The organism is Nocardioides baekrokdamisoli (assembly GCF_003945325.1).
Lineage (GTDB): Bacteria > Actinomycetota > Actinomycetes > Propionibacteriales > Nocardioidaceae > Nocardioides > Nocardioides baekrokdamisoli.
This window is the reverse complement of sequence record NZ_AP019307.1, coordinates 522,277-540,648: the sequence shown is the minus strand read 5'-3', so window position 1 is coordinate 540,648 and position 18,372 is coordinate 522,277. Positions and strand designations below refer to the sequence as shown.

General features: G+C 69.5%; 15 protein-coding genes and 1 riboswitch. Of the genes, 9 read left to right on the top strand and 6 right to left on the bottom strand.

Features of this window, described 5'->3' with window-relative positions; translation table 11 throughout:
• Positions 1-8: 8 nt before the first annotated feature.
• Positions 9-695 carry an alpha/beta fold hydrolase gene (locus tag KCTC_RS02505; RefSeq protein ID WP_125566457.1) on the top strand — a complete coding sequence of 229 codons (687 nt, stop codon included), beginning with the start codon at positions 9-11 and terminating at the stop codon, positions 693-695.
• 109 nt (positions 696-804) lie between these two features.
• Here the strand turns inward: KCTC_RS02505 and cbiE are convergent, their stop codons facing one another.
• Complete coding sequence (gene cbiE, locus KCTC_RS02500) at positions 805-2,019, bottom strand: precorrin-6y C5,15-methyltransferase (decarboxylating) subunit CbiE (RefSeq protein WP_125566455.1); 1,215 nt, start codon at positions 2,017-2,019, stop codon at positions 805-807.
• 24 nt (positions 2,020-2,043) lie between these two features.
• Positions 2,044-2,210, top strand: a riboswitch (cobalamin riboswitch).
• 48 nt (positions 2,211-2,258) lie between these two features.
• Here cbiE and KCTC_RS02495 point away from each other — a divergent pair.
• The 8 genes from KCTC_RS02495 to KCTC_RS02460 all read left to right on the top strand — a co-directional run bounded on the left by KCTC_RS02495 (position 2,259) and on the right by KCTC_RS02460 (position 11,048).
• Positions 2,259-4,325: a magnesium chelatase subunit D family protein gene (locus tag KCTC_RS02495; protein ID WP_125566453.1), complete on the top strand. Its 2,067-nt coding sequence runs from the start codon at positions 2,259-2,261 to the stop codon at positions 4,323-4,325.
• Complete coding sequence (cobO, locus tag KCTC_RS02490) at positions 4,325-4,939, top strand: cob(I)yrinic acid a,c-diamide adenosyltransferase (RefSeq protein WP_125566451.1); 615 nt, start codon at positions 4,325-4,327, stop codon at positions 4,937-4,939. Before KCTC_RS02495 ends, cobO begins: the two co-directional genes overlap by 1 nt.
• A complete protein-coding gene (locus tag KCTC_RS02485) occupies positions 4,933-7,473 on the top strand; it encodes a cobyrinate a,c-diamide synthase (RefSeq protein ID WP_174233025.1) in 2,541 nt (846 codons plus the stop codon). The genes cobO and KCTC_RS02485 overlap by 7 nt, the downstream gene beginning before the upstream one ends.
• Positions 7,470-8,249: an adenosylcobinamide-GDP ribazoletransferase gene (locus KCTC_RS02480; protein ID WP_197715232.1), complete on the top strand. Its 780-nt coding sequence runs from the start codon at positions 7,470-7,472 to the stop codon at positions 8,247-8,249. Before KCTC_RS02485 ends, KCTC_RS02480 begins: the two co-directional genes overlap by 4 nt.
• On the top strand, positions 8,246-9,172 hold the full coding sequence (locus tag KCTC_RS02475; protein ID WP_125566449.1) for a cobalamin biosynthesis protein: 927 nt from the start codon (positions 8,246-8,248) through the stop codon (positions 9,170-9,172). The genes KCTC_RS02480 and KCTC_RS02475 overlap by 4 nt, the downstream gene beginning before the upstream one ends.
• The gene (locus KCTC_RS02470; RefSeq protein ID WP_125566447.1) at positions 9,169-9,855 is read left to right on the top strand and encodes a (2Fe-2S) ferredoxin domain-containing protein; all 687 of its coding nucleotides are present in this window, start codon (positions 9,169-9,171) and stop codon (positions 9,853-9,855) included. The genes KCTC_RS02475 and KCTC_RS02470 overlap by 4 nt, the downstream gene beginning before the upstream one ends.
• Positions 9,856-10,020: 165 nt before the next feature.
• Positions 10,021-10,227, top strand: coding sequence for a CbtB domain-containing protein (locus tag KCTC_RS02465; protein ID WP_125566445.1), 207 nt, complete (start codon positions 10,021-10,023; stop codon positions 10,225-10,227).
• A gap of 44 nt (positions 10,228-10,271) precedes the next feature.
• Positions 10,272-11,048 carry a CbtA family protein gene (locus KCTC_RS02460; RefSeq protein ID WP_125566443.1) on the top strand — a complete coding sequence of 259 codons (777 nt, stop codon included), beginning with the start codon at positions 10,272-10,274 and terminating at the stop codon, positions 11,046-11,048.
• On the opposite strand, the gene KCTC_RS02455 is transcribed toward KCTC_RS02460, so the two are convergent.
• Genes KCTC_RS02455 through cobN form a run of 5 tightly spaced genes read right to left on the bottom strand, consistent with a single transcriptional unit; the run spans position 11,049 to position 18,181 of the window.
• Positions 11,049-11,567, bottom strand: coding sequence for a bifunctional adenosylcobinamide kinase/adenosylcobinamide-phosphate guanylyltransferase (locus KCTC_RS02455; protein WP_125566441.1), 519 nt, complete (start codon positions 11,565-11,567; stop codon positions 11,049-11,051). It abuts the gene before it with no gap.
• Positions 11,564-12,301 carry a cobalt-precorrin-6A reductase gene (locus tag KCTC_RS02450; protein ID WP_125566439.1) on the bottom strand — a complete coding sequence of 246 codons (738 nt, stop codon included), beginning with the start codon at positions 12,299-12,301 and terminating at the stop codon, positions 11,564-11,566. The genes KCTC_RS02455 and KCTC_RS02450 overlap by 4 nt, the downstream gene beginning before the upstream one ends.
• Positions 12,298-13,773 (bottom strand): cobyric acid synthase, encoded by a 1,476-nt coding sequence (locus KCTC_RS02445; protein ID WP_125566437.1) that lies wholly within the window; start codon positions 13,771-13,773, stop codon positions 12,298-12,300. Before KCTC_RS02445 ends, KCTC_RS02450 begins: the two co-directional genes overlap by 4 nt.
• Positions 13,770-14,501 (bottom strand): precorrin-6A synthase (deacetylating), encoded by a 732-nt coding sequence (gene cobF / locus KCTC_RS02440; RefSeq protein WP_197715231.1) that lies wholly within the window; start codon positions 14,499-14,501, stop codon positions 13,770-13,772. Before cobF ends, KCTC_RS02445 begins: the two co-directional genes overlap by 4 nt.
• Positions 14,498-18,181, bottom strand: a complete 3,684-nt coding sequence (cobN, locus tag KCTC_RS02435; RefSeq protein ID WP_125566435.1) for a cobaltochelatase subunit CobN — start codon at positions 18,179-18,181, stop codon at positions 14,498-14,500. The genes cobF and cobN overlap by 4 nt, the downstream gene beginning before the upstream one ends.
• Positions 18,182-18,372 lie beyond the last annotated feature (191 nt).

The window sequence follows — 18,372 nt, the reverse complement described above, 5'->3', positions numbered from 1 at the left end:
CTCTGGGGATGCCTGAGGCGCACAACGGTCCGACGCGGATCCGCTACGAAGTAAGTGGCTCTGGGGCGCCGTTACTCGTGATCCCGGGACTCGGGAGCGATCTGCGGGACATGCGCGACATGGTCCGGCGGCTGTCCGAGAGCTTCCAGGTCGTGGTCCTCGACAACCGCGGAGCGGGGCGTAGCGACAAGCCCGATGAGCCGTACTCGATCCAGACGATGGCAGCCGATGCCTTGGCGGTCCTCGATGCTGCATCGATCCCGTCGGCCAATGTCCTCGGCTACTCCATGGGAGGCCGCATCGGTCTCGAACTCACCCTGCAGCACCCCGAACGCGTCGCCCGCCTCATCCTGCTGGCGTCGGGAGCGCGCGTCATCCGGACGTGGCAGCGCAACCTGCTGTTCTCGATCTCGCCGCATCTGCCGATCGGTCCGAAGCCGCGACAGCCGGTGTACGCCTTCCAACGTCAACGCGCCGCGACCCAGGCGTACGACGCTCGCGCCTCACTCCGCCAGATCCGGACACCGACCCTGGTCCTGCACGGACGATCCGATCGCATCGCTCCGCCGGAGCTCGCCGAGGAACTGCATGCGGGGATCCCGGGCTCGCGCCTGGAGTGGTACGCAGGCGGTCACATCACACCGGTGCTGAAGCCGGGCATTGTCGTGGACGCGGCGCGTACGTTCCTGGCGTGAGGCAAGTGGCACGTTGGCGGCCCGATCTTCCGGGAAGTGGCACGTATCTGTGCCACTTACGTGCATCGCACCAACGCCTTCGAACCCAGATCAAGCATTGCCCGCGTAGTCAGCGTGGAACCACGTACGCCCACTGCGTCACAGCCCGTGCCGGTGTCCATCCGGTGAAGGTGCCGACCGGGGCGGTCGTCTCGACCGAGATCCGGGTGAGTTCGCCGCCGTACGTCTGGAATGCGCCAGCGAGCAGTGCTTCGGTCTCCAACGTCACGCCGTGAACGACGAGTCGGCCGCCGGGACGCAGTGCGGAAAGGCACGCGTCGAGTACGCCTGGGCGCGTCGCGCCGCCTCCGATGAAGATCGCATCCGGTGCGGGAAGGTCGGCCAGCGCAGCGGGAGCGCGGCCCTCGACCACCACCAGATCAGGTACGCCCAGCGCGGCAGCGTTGCGCGCGGCGCGGGCTGCTCGCTCCGGGTCGGCCTCGATCGCGGTCGTCTGACAGGACGGATGTGCCCGCATCCACTCGATCCCCACCGATCCGGCGCCGGCCCCGACATCCCAGAGGTGCTCACCGGGGGTGGGCGCGAGTCGTGCCAGCGCCGAAGCCCGCAGGTCGCGCTTGGTGAGCTGGCCGTCGTGTTCGTACGCCTCGTCGGGCAGGCCGGCCGTCCAACCCAGACCGACCCGCAAGCCGACCACCTCGAGGGCCACGATGTTGAGCCGGGGGACAGCCTCGGCGAAGTCCTCGGCGCTGGCCTCGGCCCGGCTCGCCTCGGGCGTGCCGAGATTGCCCAGCACGGTCATCCGGGTGTTGCCGTACCCGGCCCCGGTCAACATCCGTGCGAGGGTCCCCGGGGTGTGCTCGTCGGAGGAGAGGACGAGGATCCGTCGCCCGGGCGCGAGTTCGCGCAGTACGGCGGCCGGGTGTCGTCCGACGACTGTCACCACGGCGCAGGACTCGGCTGCCCAGCCCATCGCCGCTCGCGCGAGTGTCACCGAGGAGACCGTCGGGTGGACCTCGACGGCATCTCCTCCGAGCAACTCGATGAGGGTGCTGCCGAGGCCCGAGATCAGCGGGTCGCCGGAGGCCAGGACCACGGCTCCGGGGTGCTCCGCCAGCAACGCGACCAACCCGTCGCGCAGCGGCTTGGGATAGGGCAACCGGATCTGATCGGCCACCCGCGGGAGCAGCGCGAGGTGGCGCTCCGCGCCGATCACGACCGCAGCGCCCTCGACGAGGGCCGGGGAGGCGAGTGATCCGTCGGCGGCGACGCCGACGACGCGTACGCGGGCGGTTCCATCGCTCGGTCGGCCGCTGGTGGTCATGGGCCGAAACGCTATCGTGAGGTCAACGTTTGCAAGGTGCCCCAACCGCAACGCTGTCGGAAACGGCAGCGAGTCCGGGCGGGGAGAATCTGGGAAGCCGGTGAGAGTCCGGCACAGGCCCGCTGCGGTGAGTCGAGCCCGTCCGACGGGACTCGACAAGTCCGAAGACCGGCCTTGCGACCGTCCTCAGCCATGGCGAGCGAGCGGGAGCCTCAATGCCAGACGTACGAACGCACCCGATGCCTCAGGGCATCGCCACCCACTTTCCGTTCTCGGCCGTCGTCGGCTGCCAGCCGGGCGCGCTCGACGACATGGGCCTGGCGCTCATCCTGACCACGATCGCGCCGGAGATCGGCGGCGTCCTCGTACGCGGCGAGAAGGGCACCGCGAAGTCGACGACCGTCCGCGGGCTCGCGGCGATCCTGCCCCCGATCGAGGCGTACGCCACCGATCGCTTCTCGATCGACCCGGACGATGCGACCGCCAGTTCACCGGACGGTCCCTTCGGCCCGGAAGCCGAACGGATCACCCGGGCCGTACGCCTCGTCGAACTCCCCGTCGGCGCCACCGAGGACCGCGTCCTGGGATCGCTGCACCTCGAGCGCGCGTTGGCGCACGGCAAGGTCGAGTACGAGCCGGGACTGCTCGCCCGGGCCCACAGGGGGATCCTCTACGTCGACGAGGTCAACCTGCTCAACGACCACCTGGTCGACCTGCTGCTGGATGCCGCGGCCACCGGTCGAGCCACCGTCGAGCGGGACAGCGTCTCGGTCGAACATGCCGCGCGGTTCGTGCTGATCGGCACGATGAATCCCGAGGAGGGCGAGCTGCGGCCGCAGCTCCTCGACCGCTTCGGCCTCACGGTCGAGGTCGCCGCGCCTCGGGATCCGGCGTTGCGCGCCGAGGTCGTACGCCGCCGGATGGCCTATGACTCCGCGCCCGGGGATTTCGCAGCGTCCTATGCCGTCCAGGAAGCCGATCTGACCGCGCGGATCGAGAAGGCGCGCGCGGCCGTCGAGGGCGTGGAACTCTCCGACGCGGCGTTGCTGCTGATCGCGAAGGTCTGCGCCGGCTTCGAGGTGGACGGGTTGCGCGCAGACATCGTCACGGCGCGTACCGCGGTGGCGCATGCGGCGTGGGCTGGACGGTCGGCCGTCACCAAGGCGGACATCCGGCGCGCCGCGATCCTCGCTCTGCCGCACCGTCGACGCCGCAATCCCTTCGACGCCCCGGGCCTCGACGAGGACCTGCTCGATCGGCTGCTGGCCGAGGACGACCTGCCCGAGCCGCCGGAACCGGACGGACCCGGCGAAGCCGACGACTCGACCACCAGGGAGGATTCGGGGCCATCGTCGTCCGGCGAATCGTCCGCCGATACCCCTGCCTCTGAATCTTCCGAACGTTCGGAAACCCCTGACCCGACGCCTTCCGAACGTTCGGAAGATCCGCAGGGCAGCGGTCCGGCACCCACCGACAGCACGGTGGCGGCAACCCAGCCGTACCGGCCGAAGCTGCTCCGCGTGGATGGCCTGGGTGAAGGCGCCGACGGGCGACGCAGCCGCGCGATCTCACGACGAGGTCAAGTGGCCGGCGTGGCGCCTCAAGGCGTTGGCACCGGTCTCCACATGGTCGCCACCCTGCAGGCTGCGGCCGGGGCGCAGCCGGCTCGAGGACGCACCGACGGGCCGGTGATCCTCCGGGCCGAGGACCTGCGACGAGCCGTACGCATCGGCCAGGAAGCCAACCTCGTCCTCTTCTGCGTGGACGCCTCCGGTTCGATGGCCGCTCGCAAGCGGATGAGTGCGGTCAAGACCGCCATCCTCTCGCTGCTGCTGGATGCGTACCGGCGCCGCGACAAGGTGGGTCTGGTGACGTTCCGAGGCGCCGGCGCGGAGGTCGTACTCCCGCCGACGCGATCGGTGGATGTCGCCGCAGCCAGACTCGACGAGATTCCCGCCGGAGGGCGTACGCCGCTGGCTGCGGGGTTGCTCGAAGCAGCCCGGGTCATCCAACGGGAGCGGCTGCGCGACCCGCGTACGCGCCCTCTGTTGGTGATCGTCACCGACGGTCGCGCCACCGACGGCGCTGACGGTGTCGCGCGCTCCCAGCAGGCTGCCGACCACCTGGCGACCCTGGGGATCACCACGGTCGTGGTGGACAGCGAGAGCGGGCCGTTGCGATTCGGGCTGGCGAGGCAACTCGCGGTCCGGCTCGGAGCCGAACACCTGCCAGTCGGTGAGGTCAGTTCGACGGCGTTGACCGAAGCCGCCGCCATGGGACCGATTCAGAACATGAGGAGTGCCTGATGCCAAAGGGCGTGGCGACGAACATCCCGGACGACGGCCTGACCACGGCGCAGCGGCGCAACCGGCCGCTGCTGATGGTCCACACCGGTGACAACAAGGGAAAGTCGACGGCCGCCTTCGGGCTCGGGCTGCGCGGCTGGAACCAGGGATGGAACGTGGCTGTCTTCCAGTTCGTGAAGTCGGCGAAGTGGAAGGTCGGCGAGGAGACCGCGTACCTCGCACTCGGCCGGGTCCACGAGGAGACCGGCCAGGGTGGCCCGGTGCAGTGGCACAAGATGGGCGACGGTTGGTCCTGGTCGCGGAGGAAGGGCGAGGACGAGGATCACGCCCAGGTCGCGCGCGACGGCTGGGAGGAGATCAAGCGACGGATGCTCGCCGAGGAGCACGATCTCTACATCCTGGACGAGTTCGCGTATCCGGTGAAGTGGGGCTGGATCGACGCCGCTGAGGTCGCCGCGTTCCTGCGGGACCGTCCGGGTCATCAGCATGTCGTCATCACCGGCCGCAACGTCGCTCCCCAGATCATCGAGGTGGCCGACCTGGTCACCGAGATGACCAAGATCAAGCACCCGATGGACGCCGGCCAGAAGGGCCAGCGCGGCATCGAATGGTGATCCTTCCCCGGATCCTGATCGCCGCTCCGTCCACCGGCCAGGGCAAGACCACGATCGCGACGGGGCTGATGGCTGCGCTGCGTACGGCCGGGCCCCATGCTCCCGACGGGCTCACCGTGAGTGGTCACAAGGTGGGGCCGGACTACATCGATCCGGGCTATCACGCGCTTGCGACCGGTCGGCCGGGTCGCAACCTCGATCCGCATCTGGTCGGTCCTGATCTGATCGCGCCGTTGCTCGTGCACGGTGCCCGCGGTGCCGACATCGCCGTCATCGAAGGTGTCATGGGCCTCTACGACGGCAAGGTCGGCCGCGAAGGGTTCTCGTCCTCGGCCCATGTGGCGACGTTGACGCGTACGCCCGTGGTGCTGGTGATGGATGTGGCTCGCCTGTCGCGGACGGCCGGCGCGATCGCTGTCGGAATGGTCGCGTACGACCCCTCGGTCGAGATCGCGGGCGTCATCCTCAACCGGGCCGGATCCGCACGGAACGTCGCCGAGATCGAGCGGTCCCTGCGCTTGCCGGTCCTCGGCGTCGTGCCGCGGGACGACCGGCTGGCAGCCCCTTCGCGGCATCTCGGCCTGGTCCCGGTCGCTGAGCGGGACGCGTCCGCGGAGTTGATCGAGTTGCTCGGCGAGCAGGTCGCAACCCATGTCGATCTGGCGGCCGTGCTGGACGTCGCGCGTACGGCTCCTGACCTCGATGTCGAACCCTGGACCCCGCGGATCGAGCCCGTCGAGGGCCGGCCGGTGATCGCGGTGGCCGGGGGGCGAGCGTTCACGTTCCGCTATCCCGAGACCGAGGAACTGCTGACCGCCGCCGGCTGCGAGGTGGTCTCGTTCGACCCGCTCCTCGACGTGGCACTCCCGGACGGGACGCAGGGCATCTACCTGGGGGGCGGTTTTCCCGAGGTGTACGCCGCCGAGCTCGCGTCGAACCAGCCGTTGATGGCTGATGTCCGGGCCGCGGTCGAGTCCGGTGTCCCGACGGTTGCCGAATGCGCCGGGCTGCTCTACCTGGCCGCCTCGCTGGACGGTACGCCGATGGTCGGCGCGGTGGCGACGGACGCGGCGATGGCGGAGCGGCTGACGCTGCGCTATCCCGAGGCTGAGGCGGCCTCGGACTCGCTGCTGACTCGCGTCGGCGACGTGGTCACCGGGCACGAGTTCCATCGGACGACCACGACGCCGTCGGTGGGGGAGCAGGCCGCCTGGCTGGTGGACGGCGAGGCAATCGGATGGGCCTCCTCCACCCTGCATGCCTCGTACCTGCACACCCACTGGGCCGGCCACCCGTTCCTCGCCCAACGCTTCGCCGAGGCTGCCGCGCGCACGCCGAAACCCGACATCCGTCACGCCGAAACCCGACATCCGTCACGCCGAGACGACCGGAGTGAGGTCGAACGCCGCGCTTGCGCGAGCGTTCGCGCCGAACGAGGGAGTGCTGCGCGCAGCGCAGCAAACCCGACGTCTGCCACACCGAAGCCCGATCTCCGTCATCACGGCGACGTCGAGGCGACCGACGGGCTCCTCGACTTCGCGGTCAACGTGTACGCGGGCCCGCGTCCGGAGTTCCTCGAGCGCGCTCTGTCCGCAGGGCTGGCATCAGCTGATCGTTACCCGGACACCACCTCCGCCCGTCAGGCCCTGGCCAAGCGCCACGGCCGGACTCCGGACGAGGTGCTTCCGACTTCAGGCGCGTCCGAGGCGTTCGAGTTGCTCGCTCGCGTACGCCCCTGGCAGCGATCGGTGGTGATCCACCCCGGCTTCACCGAACCACACGCCGCGCTCGTCAGGGCGGGGCGCGAGGTCACGGTCGTCGAGACGGACGACGACTTCCGGCTCCGGCCTGAGCGGGTACCTGCGGACGCGGACCTGGTCATCATCGGCAACCCGACCAACCCGACGGGCGTACTCCACCTCGCCGCGGACATCCGCTCGCTGGCGAAGTCGGGCCGGACGGTCGTGGTGGACGAGGCGTTCATCGACGCCATTCCCGGAGAGCCAAACTCCGTGTCTCGACCTGACGGATGTCGGGTTTCGGCATGGCAGACGCCGGGTTTCGGCGGGGTCGGCGGCGGCGGGATCGTGGTCGTACGGAGCCTCACCAAGCAGTGGTCGATCCCGGGGATCCGGGCGGGGTACGTCCTCGCTGATCCCGAGATGATCACCGCTCTGGCCGACCTCCAGACCCCGTGGTCGGTCTCGACACCGGCGCTTGCCGCGATGGTCGCCCTGGCCGATGCCGGCGACGAGTCGGATCGCCGTGCGGCCGACCTCACCGGATGGCGCGACCACCTCGCCGACGAGTTGAGCCAGCGCGGGATCAGGGTTGTTGACGGCCGGGCTCCGTACGTCCTCGCCCAGGTCGGCGCCGGCGTCCACGCCGCGTTGCGCGAGCAAGGCATCGCCGTACGCCGGGCCGACACCTTCCCGGGTCTCGACGACACCTGGGTACGCGTCGCCGCGCGCCCACCGGCCCAGACCGCCCGGCTTCTCGCCGCTCTCGACCTCGTGATCCAGGAGTTCTCATGACCGTTGCACCTGCGTCCACGGGCCCCCGGCTGCTTCTCGACGCGTGGCGGCTTGCTGTCGGGACGCTCACCGCGATCCCGATGCATCCACCGCGCGGCGTGGACCGTCGGGTGGCCGGGCTTGCGATTGCGATGGCGCCGATCGCGGTCGTCCCGCTCGGCGCGGCCGTCGGACTCCTCGCCCTCACCGGACTCCCGATGTTGATCAAGGGCGTCCTCGCCGTGGCCGTACTCGCGCTCGGCACCCGCGCGTTCCACCTGGACGGACTCTCGGACACCGTCGACGGACTGGCAGCCTCCTACGACCGGGAACGCTCGCTCGCGGTGATGAAATCCGGCGCGGCCGGACCGGCAGGTGTCGTCGCACTGATCGTGGTGATGGGCCTCCAGGCGATCGGTTTCGCGTACGGCCTGCACGGCTGGCGTGGGGGACTGCTGGCCGCGGTCGCGGTGTGCGTCTCCCGGCTGGCCCTGGCGAGTTGCTGCACCCGCGGCGTACCCAGTGCGCGCCCCGGTGGGCTGGGCGACACCTTCACCCAGACTGTCCCGACCGCGGTCACGGTCTTGTGGTGGACCGCGGCGGCCGTCGCGCTGACGTTCGCCGCCCATGAGGCGGGTCTGGACTGGGGGCGCGGCGTCCTGGCCACGCTCGTCGCGTTCCACGTCGTGGTCGCGCTGATCATCCACGCCCGCAAGCGCCTCGGCGGCGTCACCGGTGACATCTTCGGCGCCGGGATCGAACTCGCGCTCGCAGGGTTGCTGGTGGTCCTCGCATGAGTCGCGCCGCCGGGCTCCTGCTCGGCTTCGCCGCCGACCGCGCGTTCGGCGACCCGCAGCGCTGGCATCCCGTGGCCGGATTCGGACAGCTGGCGGCCGAGCTGGAGCGTCGGACGTACGCCGACTCCCGGCTGCGCGGAGTCGCGTACACGGCCATCCTCGTCGGTTCGGTGACCGCCGCCGGACTCGTCGTCGAACGCTCGACGCGACGCCGACCCGTCGTACACACCGCGGCGACCGCACTCGCGACGTGGGTCGTCCTCGGCGGCCGCTCGCTCGGCCGCGAGTCGGCGGCGATCGGTGATCACCTCCAGACCGACGACCTCGATGCTGCACGCCAACGACTCACCCACCTGGTCGCCCGCGAGACGTCCGATCTGAGCGCCGACGAGATCGCCCGGGCGGTCGTCGAGTCGGTCGCCGAGAACGCCTCCGACGCGGTCGTTGCGCCGCTCTTCTGGGGTGCGGTCGCCGGAGTCCCCGGCCTGGTCGGATATCGCGCAGCGAACACCCTCGACGCGATGGTGGGCTACAAGAACCCGCGCCACCTGAACTTCGGTCGCGCCTCGGCTCGATTCGATGACGTGGTGAACCTCCCCGCGGCACGGGCTGGCGGCGTACTCGTCGCCATCGCCGCACCGACCCGGGCTCGGGAGGCGATCCGGATCTGGCGTCGCGACGCGGCCGCCCATCCGAGCCCCAACGCCGGGGTCGTCGAGTCGGCCTTCGCGGGTGCATTGGGCGTACGCCTCGGCGGCTCGAACACGTATCACGGAGTCGTCGAGGACCGCGTGGTCATGGGCGACGGGCCGGCCCCGGCGGTGGCCGACATTGCGCGGGCGAACAGGCTCGCGGACAGGGTCGGGTTCGCCGCGGTGCTGGTCGCGGCAGCCGGCGCGACCGCACTGGGGAGGACGCGATGACGGCGGTCGTACTCGTCGGAATGTCCGTCACCGATGTCGACAACCGAGATGCGATCGTCGTCGAGGCGCAGCGGCGCGGGGCGACGTTGGCGTTCCTGCAGATGGGCGACCCGTCGCTCTCGCTCGAACTGACCCGGCTGGCCGATGCGGGGGAGTCCTCCATCACGCTCATCGGCATCGACACCGGCCTGCTCGCCCCCGGGCACTCCTGGCTGCCGCGGATCGCAGCCCACTGGTGGCGGGAACGGGCCGGGCTGCGACCGACGATCCTGATCGGCTCCCGTCTCGCCAAGTCCCTCGGCGACATCGATGAGGCGCTCGCCGACACCAAACCGCTGACCGGTCACGAGCCGGGCCTCACCTCGGCTGCTTGGGAGGACGTGACAGCTCACCGGCACCAGGTGATGGTCTGCCGCGGACCGCGCTGCACGGCCCAGGGCCAGATGGACAACGTACGCACGATGGTTCTGGCGATGGTCGAGCACAACCTCGGGGACGACGACGTGCTGCTCGTACACACGGGCTGTCAGTTCCCCTGCAATCAGGCTCCGGTGATCAGCGTCCAGCCCGACGACGTCTGGTACGGATCGGTGGATCCGGCGGCTGCCCGAGCCATCGTCGAACAACATCTTCTCGCCGACGTTCCGGTGGACAGCCACCGCCTTCCACGGGCCCGAGTCTGATAGCGTGCTGAACGCACGTCGTACGTGAGGAAGTCCGGTGAATGCCCCTCAAAAGGCAGAGTCCGGCACGGTCACGCCACTGTGAGAGCCGCAAGGCTTGAGTCAGATCTTCCGACGGGGTGCTTCCGCCCACCTGGGAACGTTGTATTCCTGAAGGAGCTTCACATGAGCACCGCTGTATCCGCAGTCCAGCCCATCGTCTCGGCCAAGGTTGCCACCGTCGCCGGCCTCTTTGCCGTCGCGATGTTCGCCCTCCTCGCGATCTACTTCGTCGGCATCGACGAAGGCGCCATGTCGGTGTTCGGCAAGAGCATGGTCCTGCACGAACTCATGCACGACGGACGCCACCTCCTCGGCTTCCCGTGCCACTGAGCACTCACCGCAGCTGACACCACACTGCCTCTGACCAACTGCATATGATTTCGCGGCTGATCGGCCGCGGCTTGCTCGCAGGAGCAGCCGCAGGCCTGTGCATCTATGTCTTCACGATCACGGTTGTCGAACCGGTGATCAATCGCGCCATCGCGTACGAAAGTGCGCGAGACGAGGCGCTGTCCACGCTCACGCACTCCCACGATGAGGGCTCGGAAATCTTCTCGCGCACCTTCCAGGGCTATGTCGGCTCCGGAGTTGCCGTGGTGCTCTACGCGATGGCGATGGGTGCGCTGGTCGCGGTCGCGTACGTGGTGGCGACGGGTCGGGTCGGCACGCTCCGAGCCCGCACCCTGGGGCTGCTGATCCCGCTGTTCGGCTTCCTCGGCATGTACGCGGTGCCGTACGCCAAGTACCCGGCGAACCCACCGGCGATCGGCAACCCGGACACCATCCGTGAGCGAGGTGCTGACTTCCTCATCATGATGGCGGTCTCCTGCTTGCTGCTGTTTCTCGCCGTGTATGTCGGCCAGAAGCTGCGCGCACGGATGTCGACGTGGAATGTCTCGATCCTGATGGGGATTGCCTACCTGGGCCTCATCGCGATCGTGATGGTGGTCCTGCCGAACTTCCACGAGACCCCGGGCCCCGTACTCGACGCGCAGGGGAAGATCCTGCTCGGTGGGTTCCCGGCTGACGTGCTGGCCCAGTTCAGGGTCTACTCGATCGCCAACCAGGTGATTCTGTGGAGTGTGCTCGGCCTCGTGTTCGCGCCGTTGGCGGCGAAGGTGGTCGAGGGCGGGCGCAGCGAACTCGTCTGATCAGAGTGTGAGTACGCGGCCTGCGATGACCAGATGTACCTCGTCGCAGGCCGCGGCCACCCGCTGGTTGATCAGACCGAGCAGGTCACGGAACAGCCGCCCCGAGCGGTGCTCGGGGACGACGCCGAGTCCGACCTCATTCGTCACGACGACGAGGTCGCGTGCGGGATCCTGACGGATTGCCACCACGATCCGGTCGAGTTCGGTGGCGACTGAGGCAACAGCCGTTTCCGTGTCGGTCTCCCAGAGCTGCCGCTCGTCCAACCATCGATTGAGCCAGGTGCCCAGACAATCGATCAGGACGGGTCCCTCGACGCTCAGGGCCGAGACGAGATCGCCCGTCTCCACGGTGCTCCATTCACTCGGTCGGCGAGCGCGGTGGGCGGCGACGCGGGCCGCCCAGTCGGCATCATCGGCAGTCGGCCCCGGCGCGATATAGGTGACCGGCATGCCGGCAAGCAGCGACTCCGCGTGGGCAGATTTGCCGGAGCGTACGCCTCCGGTGACCAGGGTTCTCAACGTTGTGCCTCGATCCAGACGACGGCGTCGTCCACAGTTGAAACGCTCGGGATGCCCTCGGGATCAGCGGGACGGCGTACGACGATCACAGGGATGTCGAGCTCCGCGGCCGCCTGCATCTTGGGCCAGGTGAAGGTACCGCCGGAGTCCTTGGTGATCAGCACGTCCGAGGCGTGATCGCGCATGAGAGCGAGTTCATCCTCCAGGACGTACGGGCCGCGGCTCAGGATCAGGGTCCAGGCGGACGGCAGCGCGTCCTCGGGGTGCTGGACCACACGGGCGAGCGCCTCCTGCCCGCCGAGGTCTCCGAAGAAGCGGGCCAGCTCCTGGCGACCGACCGTGATGAACGGGCGGTGCCCCAGGGTTGCGGAGAGAGCAGCCGCCTCCTCGTGGGTGTCCACCACATGCCAGTGTGGATCGGAGGTCCACCCGGGGCGCGCGAGCCGCAGCAGCGGGATGTCAGTGCACGCGGCGGCCGCATTGGCGGTCATGCCCTGCGCGAACGGATGGGTCGCATCCACGACCAGGTCGTAGTCGACCAGAGCCGCCCGCAGGCCGGGCACGCCGCCGAAACCACCGATCCGGACCTTGCCGACCGGCAGGCGCGGTTCGGCCACACGGCCGGCGAGCGAGGACGTCACGTCGTACCCGCCCTCCACGAGGCGTGCCGCCAGTTCGCGCGCTTCGGAGGTGCCGCCGAGGATCAGGATCCTCGGCTCCGTCTGGTCATTCATCGGGCGCTCCCGGGAGGCAGGAGGGGCAGGTCGTGGACTCCATGGCGTGCCAGCTCCAGCAGGGCGTTCACGTCCAGACACTCTTCGACGAGCTCGCCGAGGAGCTCCAACCGACGATCGCGTGCCGCGGGGAACGAGACGCCCGAGGGTGCCCGGTCCGCCACAGTCGCCAACAGCGCCGTACGCAGGTCGTCGCCCTCCAGCGAGCCGTGCCACATCGTCCCGAAGACCCGACCAGCGCGAGCGCCGCCGAGGAAGTCCTCGCCCGAGCCGCGGCTGATCCGTCCGTGGTGGATCTCGTACCCGCTCGCCGGGACTCCGAGGGCCGAGCCGACGGGGAGCCGGAGGGTCTTCTCGACGGCGAAGTCGGTGCGTACGTCCAACAACCCCAGCCCCTCGACCTCGGCGCCCGCCTCGCCCTCGACGCCGTCCGGGTCGGCGATGACCGAACCGAGCATCTGGAACCCGCCGCAGATGCCGAGCAGCGTCTTCCCGGCTGCGACGTGATCGCGCAAGGCGACATCCAGGCCGCGCGAGCGCAGCCAGGCCAGGTCCGCAATGGTCTGGCGGGTGCCCGGCAGAACGACCAGATCGGCGTCGGAGATCTCACGAGGCGTGGCCGCGAAGACCACATCGACATCGGGCTCCAACCCGAGCGCGTCGACATCAGTGAAGTTCGAGATCCGAGGGAGTCGGATCACCGCGACCCGGATCGGGGCCGAGGCGCCCGATCGCCGACCTGCCAGGTCGAGGGCGTCCTCGGAATCCAGCCAGACGTCGGATCGCCACGGCAGGACTCCGTACGTCGGGCGACCGCTGAGCCGGGTGAGCTCGTCGATCCCAGGCGCGAGGAGCGAGACGTCGCCGCGGAACTTGTTCATCACGAAGCCGGCGATGAGGGCCTGGTCGGCCGGCTCGAGCAGCGCGACCGTGCCCCAGAGGGCAGCGAAGACGCCTCCGCGATCGATGTCGCCGACCACGATGGTCGGGAGGTCGGCGTGCCGGGCCAGGCCCATGTTCACGTAGTCGGACTGGCGGAGGTTGATTTCCGTCGGCGAGCCGGCGCCCTCGGCCACGATCACGTCGAACCGCGAGGCGAGGTCGTCGTACGCGTCCCACGCCGCGGTTGCGAGGTGTCGCCGGCCGGTGACGAAGTCGGCGGCATCGACGTGTCCGCCGGGCTGACCCATCACCACGACGTGGGAGCGGCGGTCGGTCCCGGGCTTGAGCAGCACCGGGTTCATCGCGGCCTCGGGCGTGGCACGCGCGGCGAGGGCCTGGACCCATTGGGCCCGGCCGATCTCGGCCGTGCCACCGTCCGGGGCCAGACACACCATCGAATTGTTCGACATGTTCTGGGCCTTGTACGGCGCGACCTTGATGCCACGGTTCGCGAGCGCGCGACACAGGCCGGTGGTGACCAATGACTTGCCGGCGTCCGACGTCGTGCCGGCGATCAGCAGCCCGCTCATGGCTTCCGCACCAGGTAGAGATCCATGACCCAACCGGCTTCGGCCCGGGCGGCGTCGCGAGCTGACCTGATCTGCTCGGCGACCTCGCCGGCTGTTCCGGCGACCAGGCGCTCGGACGGCGTGCCGAGATTCGCCCCCCACCAGATCTGCCAGTCGGCGATGCCGGCTTCTGCCACAAGGTCGTCGGCGAATCCCGAGGTCAGCATCACCACGACGTTCTCGGAGCCCCCGGCGACCGCCGAGGCGAGTCGGCGCTGAGTGGTGATCAACACGGGCTGCCCGACCTCGTGCAGGACGATCCGGTGCCGTGCCGCGAGCAGCTGCGGAGCGGAGATCCCGGCGATGACCGAGTAGTCGTCGTCGAGTTCGCGCACGATCCGGATGGTGGAGTCGTACAGCGCGGGATCGCCCCAGACCAGGAACCCCGGCCGGCCCGCATGCGTCGAGATCACTTCGCGGTACGCAGCCACCCGGGCGGCGTGCCAGTCGGTGACTGCGCCGACGTAGCCGGCCTCGCCTCTGACGGACTCAGTCGCGCGGTTGCGTTCCGGGTCCGGGACCACGATCAGCGGCAGGTCGTACGCATCGCAGACCGCGCTGCGCAGCGCGAGCAGGCCGTCGTCGTCCCGCTTGGAGGCGGCGATGATGTAGTCGCACTCGCGCAGCGCGGCGGCGGCCTCGGTCGTGATCTGACCCAGGCCCATGCCGATGCCGATGACCTGGATCACGGGGTGTTACCCCGGGCGCCACCTCCGGCGGCGCCGGCTCCGTCTTCCAGGTCGCCCTCGACGTCGAGATAGACCGTCTGGAGCTGGGCCATCAGGTCGGCCGACGGCTCGGCCCACAGCCCGCGCTCGGCCGCCTCGTGGAGGCGCTCGACGATGCCCCGCAGTGCCCACGGGTTCGACTGCCGCAGGAACGCCTGGTTGGTCTCGTCGAGGACGTACTCGGTCGCGAGCTTCTCGTACATCCAGTCGTGCACGACACCGGCGGTGGCATCGAACCCGAACAGGTAGTCGACGGTCGCGGCCAGTTCGAAGGCACCCTTGTACCCGTGGCGCTGCATCGCTGAGATCCAGCGCGGGTTGACCACGCGGGCGCGGAAGACGCGGGCCGTCTCCTCAGCGAGGGTGCGGGTCCGGATGTTGTCCGGCGAGGTCGAGTCGCCGACGTACGCCTTCGGGTCCGATCCGGTCAGCGCCCGCACGGTCGCGACCATGCCGCCGTGGTACTGGAAGTAGTCGTCGGAGTCGGCAATGTCGTGCTCGACCGAGTCGACGTTCTTTGCCGCCACCTTGATCCGCTTGTAGTTCTGGCGCATGTCATCGGCCGCCGGCACCCCATCCAGCCCCCGGCCGTACGCGAACCCGCCCCAGGCGGTGTAGACCTCCGCGAGGTCGTTGTCATCGCGCCAAGTCCCGGACTCGATCACCTGGAGGATGCCGGCGCCGTACGCCCCGGGCTTGGACCCGAAGATGCGGGTGCTCGCGCGACGGGCGTCGCCGTGGGCAGCGAGGTCCGCCTGGGTGTGCGCGCGGACGAAGTTCTGCTCGGCGCTCTCCTCGAGGTCGGCGACCATCTGGACGGCGTCGTCGAGCATCGCCACGACGTGCGGGAACGCGTCCCGGAAGAAGCCGGAGATGCGCACCGTGACATCGACGCGCGGGCGGCCGAGCTCCTCGAGCGGGACGACCTCGAGCTTGTTGACCCGGCGGGACTGCTCGTCCCATTCAGGGCGTACGCCGAGCAGCGCAAGCACCTCGGCGATGTCGTCGCCGGCGGTACGCATCGCACTGGTGCCCCACACCGACAGGCCGACGGACGCCGGGTACTCGCCGGTCTCGTCGAGATAACGCTGGATCAACGAGTCGGCCATCGCCTGGCCGGTCTGCCACGCCAGTCGCGACGGGACCGCGCGCGGGTCGACGGTGTAGAAGTTGCGGCCAGTGGGGAGGACGTTCACCAGTCCGCGCAGAGGCGAGCCGGACGGACCCGCGGCCACGAATCCGCCGGACAGCGCATGCAGGATCGCGTCCATCTCATCCGTCGTCCGGGCCAGACGGGGGACCACCTGGGTCGCGGCGAATTCGAGGACCCGCACCACATCGGCGTTGGCGTGAAGGGTCGCGGCGGCGCTCGGGTCCCACTCGGACTTCTCCATCGCCTCGACCAGCTCGCGTGCCTGCGCCTCGAAAACGTCCACCTCGCTGGTCGAGTGACCGGCCGCGTCCGTCGTGTCGAGTCCGAGCGCCGTACGCAGTCCGGGGACCGCATTGCCGACGCCGCCCCAGACCTGACCCGCCCGCAGGATCGACAGCACCAGATTCACGCGTGCCTCGCCGTCCGGCGCAGCCCCGAGGATGTGCAACCCGTCGCGGATCTGGGCGTCCTTGATCTCACAGAGCCAGCCGTCGACGTGCAGCAGGAAGTCGTCGAACTCCTCGTCCTCGGGACGCTCCTCCAGACCGAGATCGCGGTGGAGTTCGGCAGCGTGCATCAGCTGCCAGATCTCGCCACGGATGGCCGGCAGCTTCGCCGGGTCCATCGTCGAGATCTTGTCGTACTCCTCCAGCAGTGCCTCGAGACGCGCAATGTCCCCGTACGACTCGGCTCGTGCCATCGGCGGCACCAGGTGGTCGACGATGGTGGCGTGTGCGCGCCGCTTCGCCTGGGCGCCCTCACCCGGGTCGTTGACCAGGAAGGGGTAGATCAGCGGCAGGTTGCCGAGGGTGGCGTCCGTGCCGCAGGACGCTGAGAGCGCCGCGTTCTTGCCCGGCAACCACTCGAGCGACCCGTGCTTGCCGAGGTGGACGACTGCGTCCGCGCCGAAGCCGCGCTCCAGCCAGCGGTACGCCGCAAGATAGTGGTGGGTGACCGGTAGGTCCGGGTCGTGATAGATCGCGACCGGGTTCTCCCCGAAGCCGCGCGGTGGCTGGATCATGATGACGATGTTGCCGACGACGAGCGTGGCGATCACGAGTTCGTTCGCGTCGTTGACGAACAGCGAACCCGGCGCCTCGCCCCAGGCCCCGGTCATCGCGTCACGCAACTCCGCCGGCAGATCCTTGGTCCATTCGGCGTACGCGTCCGCGGAGATGCGTACGTGCGCGTCCGTGAGCTGCGCCGAGGTCAGCCACTCCTCGTCCTGACCTCCGGCAGCGATGAGGGCATGAATGAGGGCGTCGCCCGCCGCGGTGTCGTCGGCGAGGTCCAGTAGCGGGAGCACCGGGCTGTCGGTGCCGAGGTCGTAGCCCTCGTCACGCAGTCGACGCAGCAGCCGGATCGCCGAGACCGGGGTGTCCAGGCCGACGGCGTTGCCGATCCTGGCGTGCTTGGTCGGGTACGCCGAGAGGACGAGCGCGAGCTTCTTCTCGTTGTTGGGGATGTGCCGCAGGCGAGCGTGGTTGACGGCGATCCCCGCGACCCGGGCGCAACGCTCGGGGTCGGACACGTACTGCGGGAGGCCCTGCTCGTCGAGTTCCTTGAACGAGAACGGTGCAGTTGAGATCCGGCCGTCGAACTCCGGGATCGCGATCTGGGTCGCGTAGTCCAGCGGCGTGACGCCGTCGTCCGATGCTTCCCACTCGGCGCGACTGCTGGTGAGGCACAGCCCCTGCAGCACCGGGATGTCGAGGGCGGCCATCCGCTCCACGTCCCAGGACTCATCGTCCTCACCGGCGCTGGCTGCTGCGGGGACACTCCCGCCGGCGGCCAGGACGGTGACGATCAGTGCGTCGAGAGTGCCGAGCGCCTCGTACAGATCGTCGGTCGCAGCCCGGAGCGAACCGGCGAAGATCGGCAGACCCACTGCGTGTCCGGTGGCGTCGATCGCGTCGGCGAGATCGTGGGCGAACTGCGTGTTGCCTGACGCCTCGTGGGCTCGGTAGTAAAGCACGCCGACCCTCGACGGAGCGCTCACTGCGTTGCTGCTCGCTCGCGGGCCCACTCGGCCCGCTTCGCTCTCGCGCCTTGCGATCGCACGCGTCGACCAGCCCCACGCTGGGATCTCGCTCGGCGGCTCGAAGCCTTCACCGGTGAGGAGGACCGAGTCGGTCAGGAACGCGTGCAGCTGCCCGAGGTTCGTGGGGCCGCCCTCGGCAAGGTACGCGTGCGCCTGGGCCGCGATCCCGATCGGGACGGTCGACAACTCCATCAGCTCCGCGGACGGTGTCTGCTCGCCACCGAGGATGACCAGGGGCGTACCGGCCTCGCGAACCGCGGCGAGGCCCGGCCACAGTGCGTCCGGAGAGCCGAGGAGGCGTACGACGACGATCGCGGCGTCCTCGACGAGCGCGGTGAGTTCGGAGCCGCTGGCTCGAGCGGGGTTGGCCCACGCGTAGTCGCCCGCCGACGTACGCGCTGACAGCAGATCGGTGTCGGACGTGGACAGCAACGCGATGCGCGTCATCGTTCCTCCTGCGGGGTTCTCGCCCCGATCGTGATGGAAGTGCAGACGCTCGCGGAGCGAGCGTGTCCCCGGTCAGTGTCTGGCTTTGCGCTTGCAGTGCTGACGTACTGCGCGCGTTCACAGTGGCGGAACCGCCCCGAACTGTGCCCTCGCGGACAGGCATCGGGTTCCTGAGTCGTGGAGTGATGTGA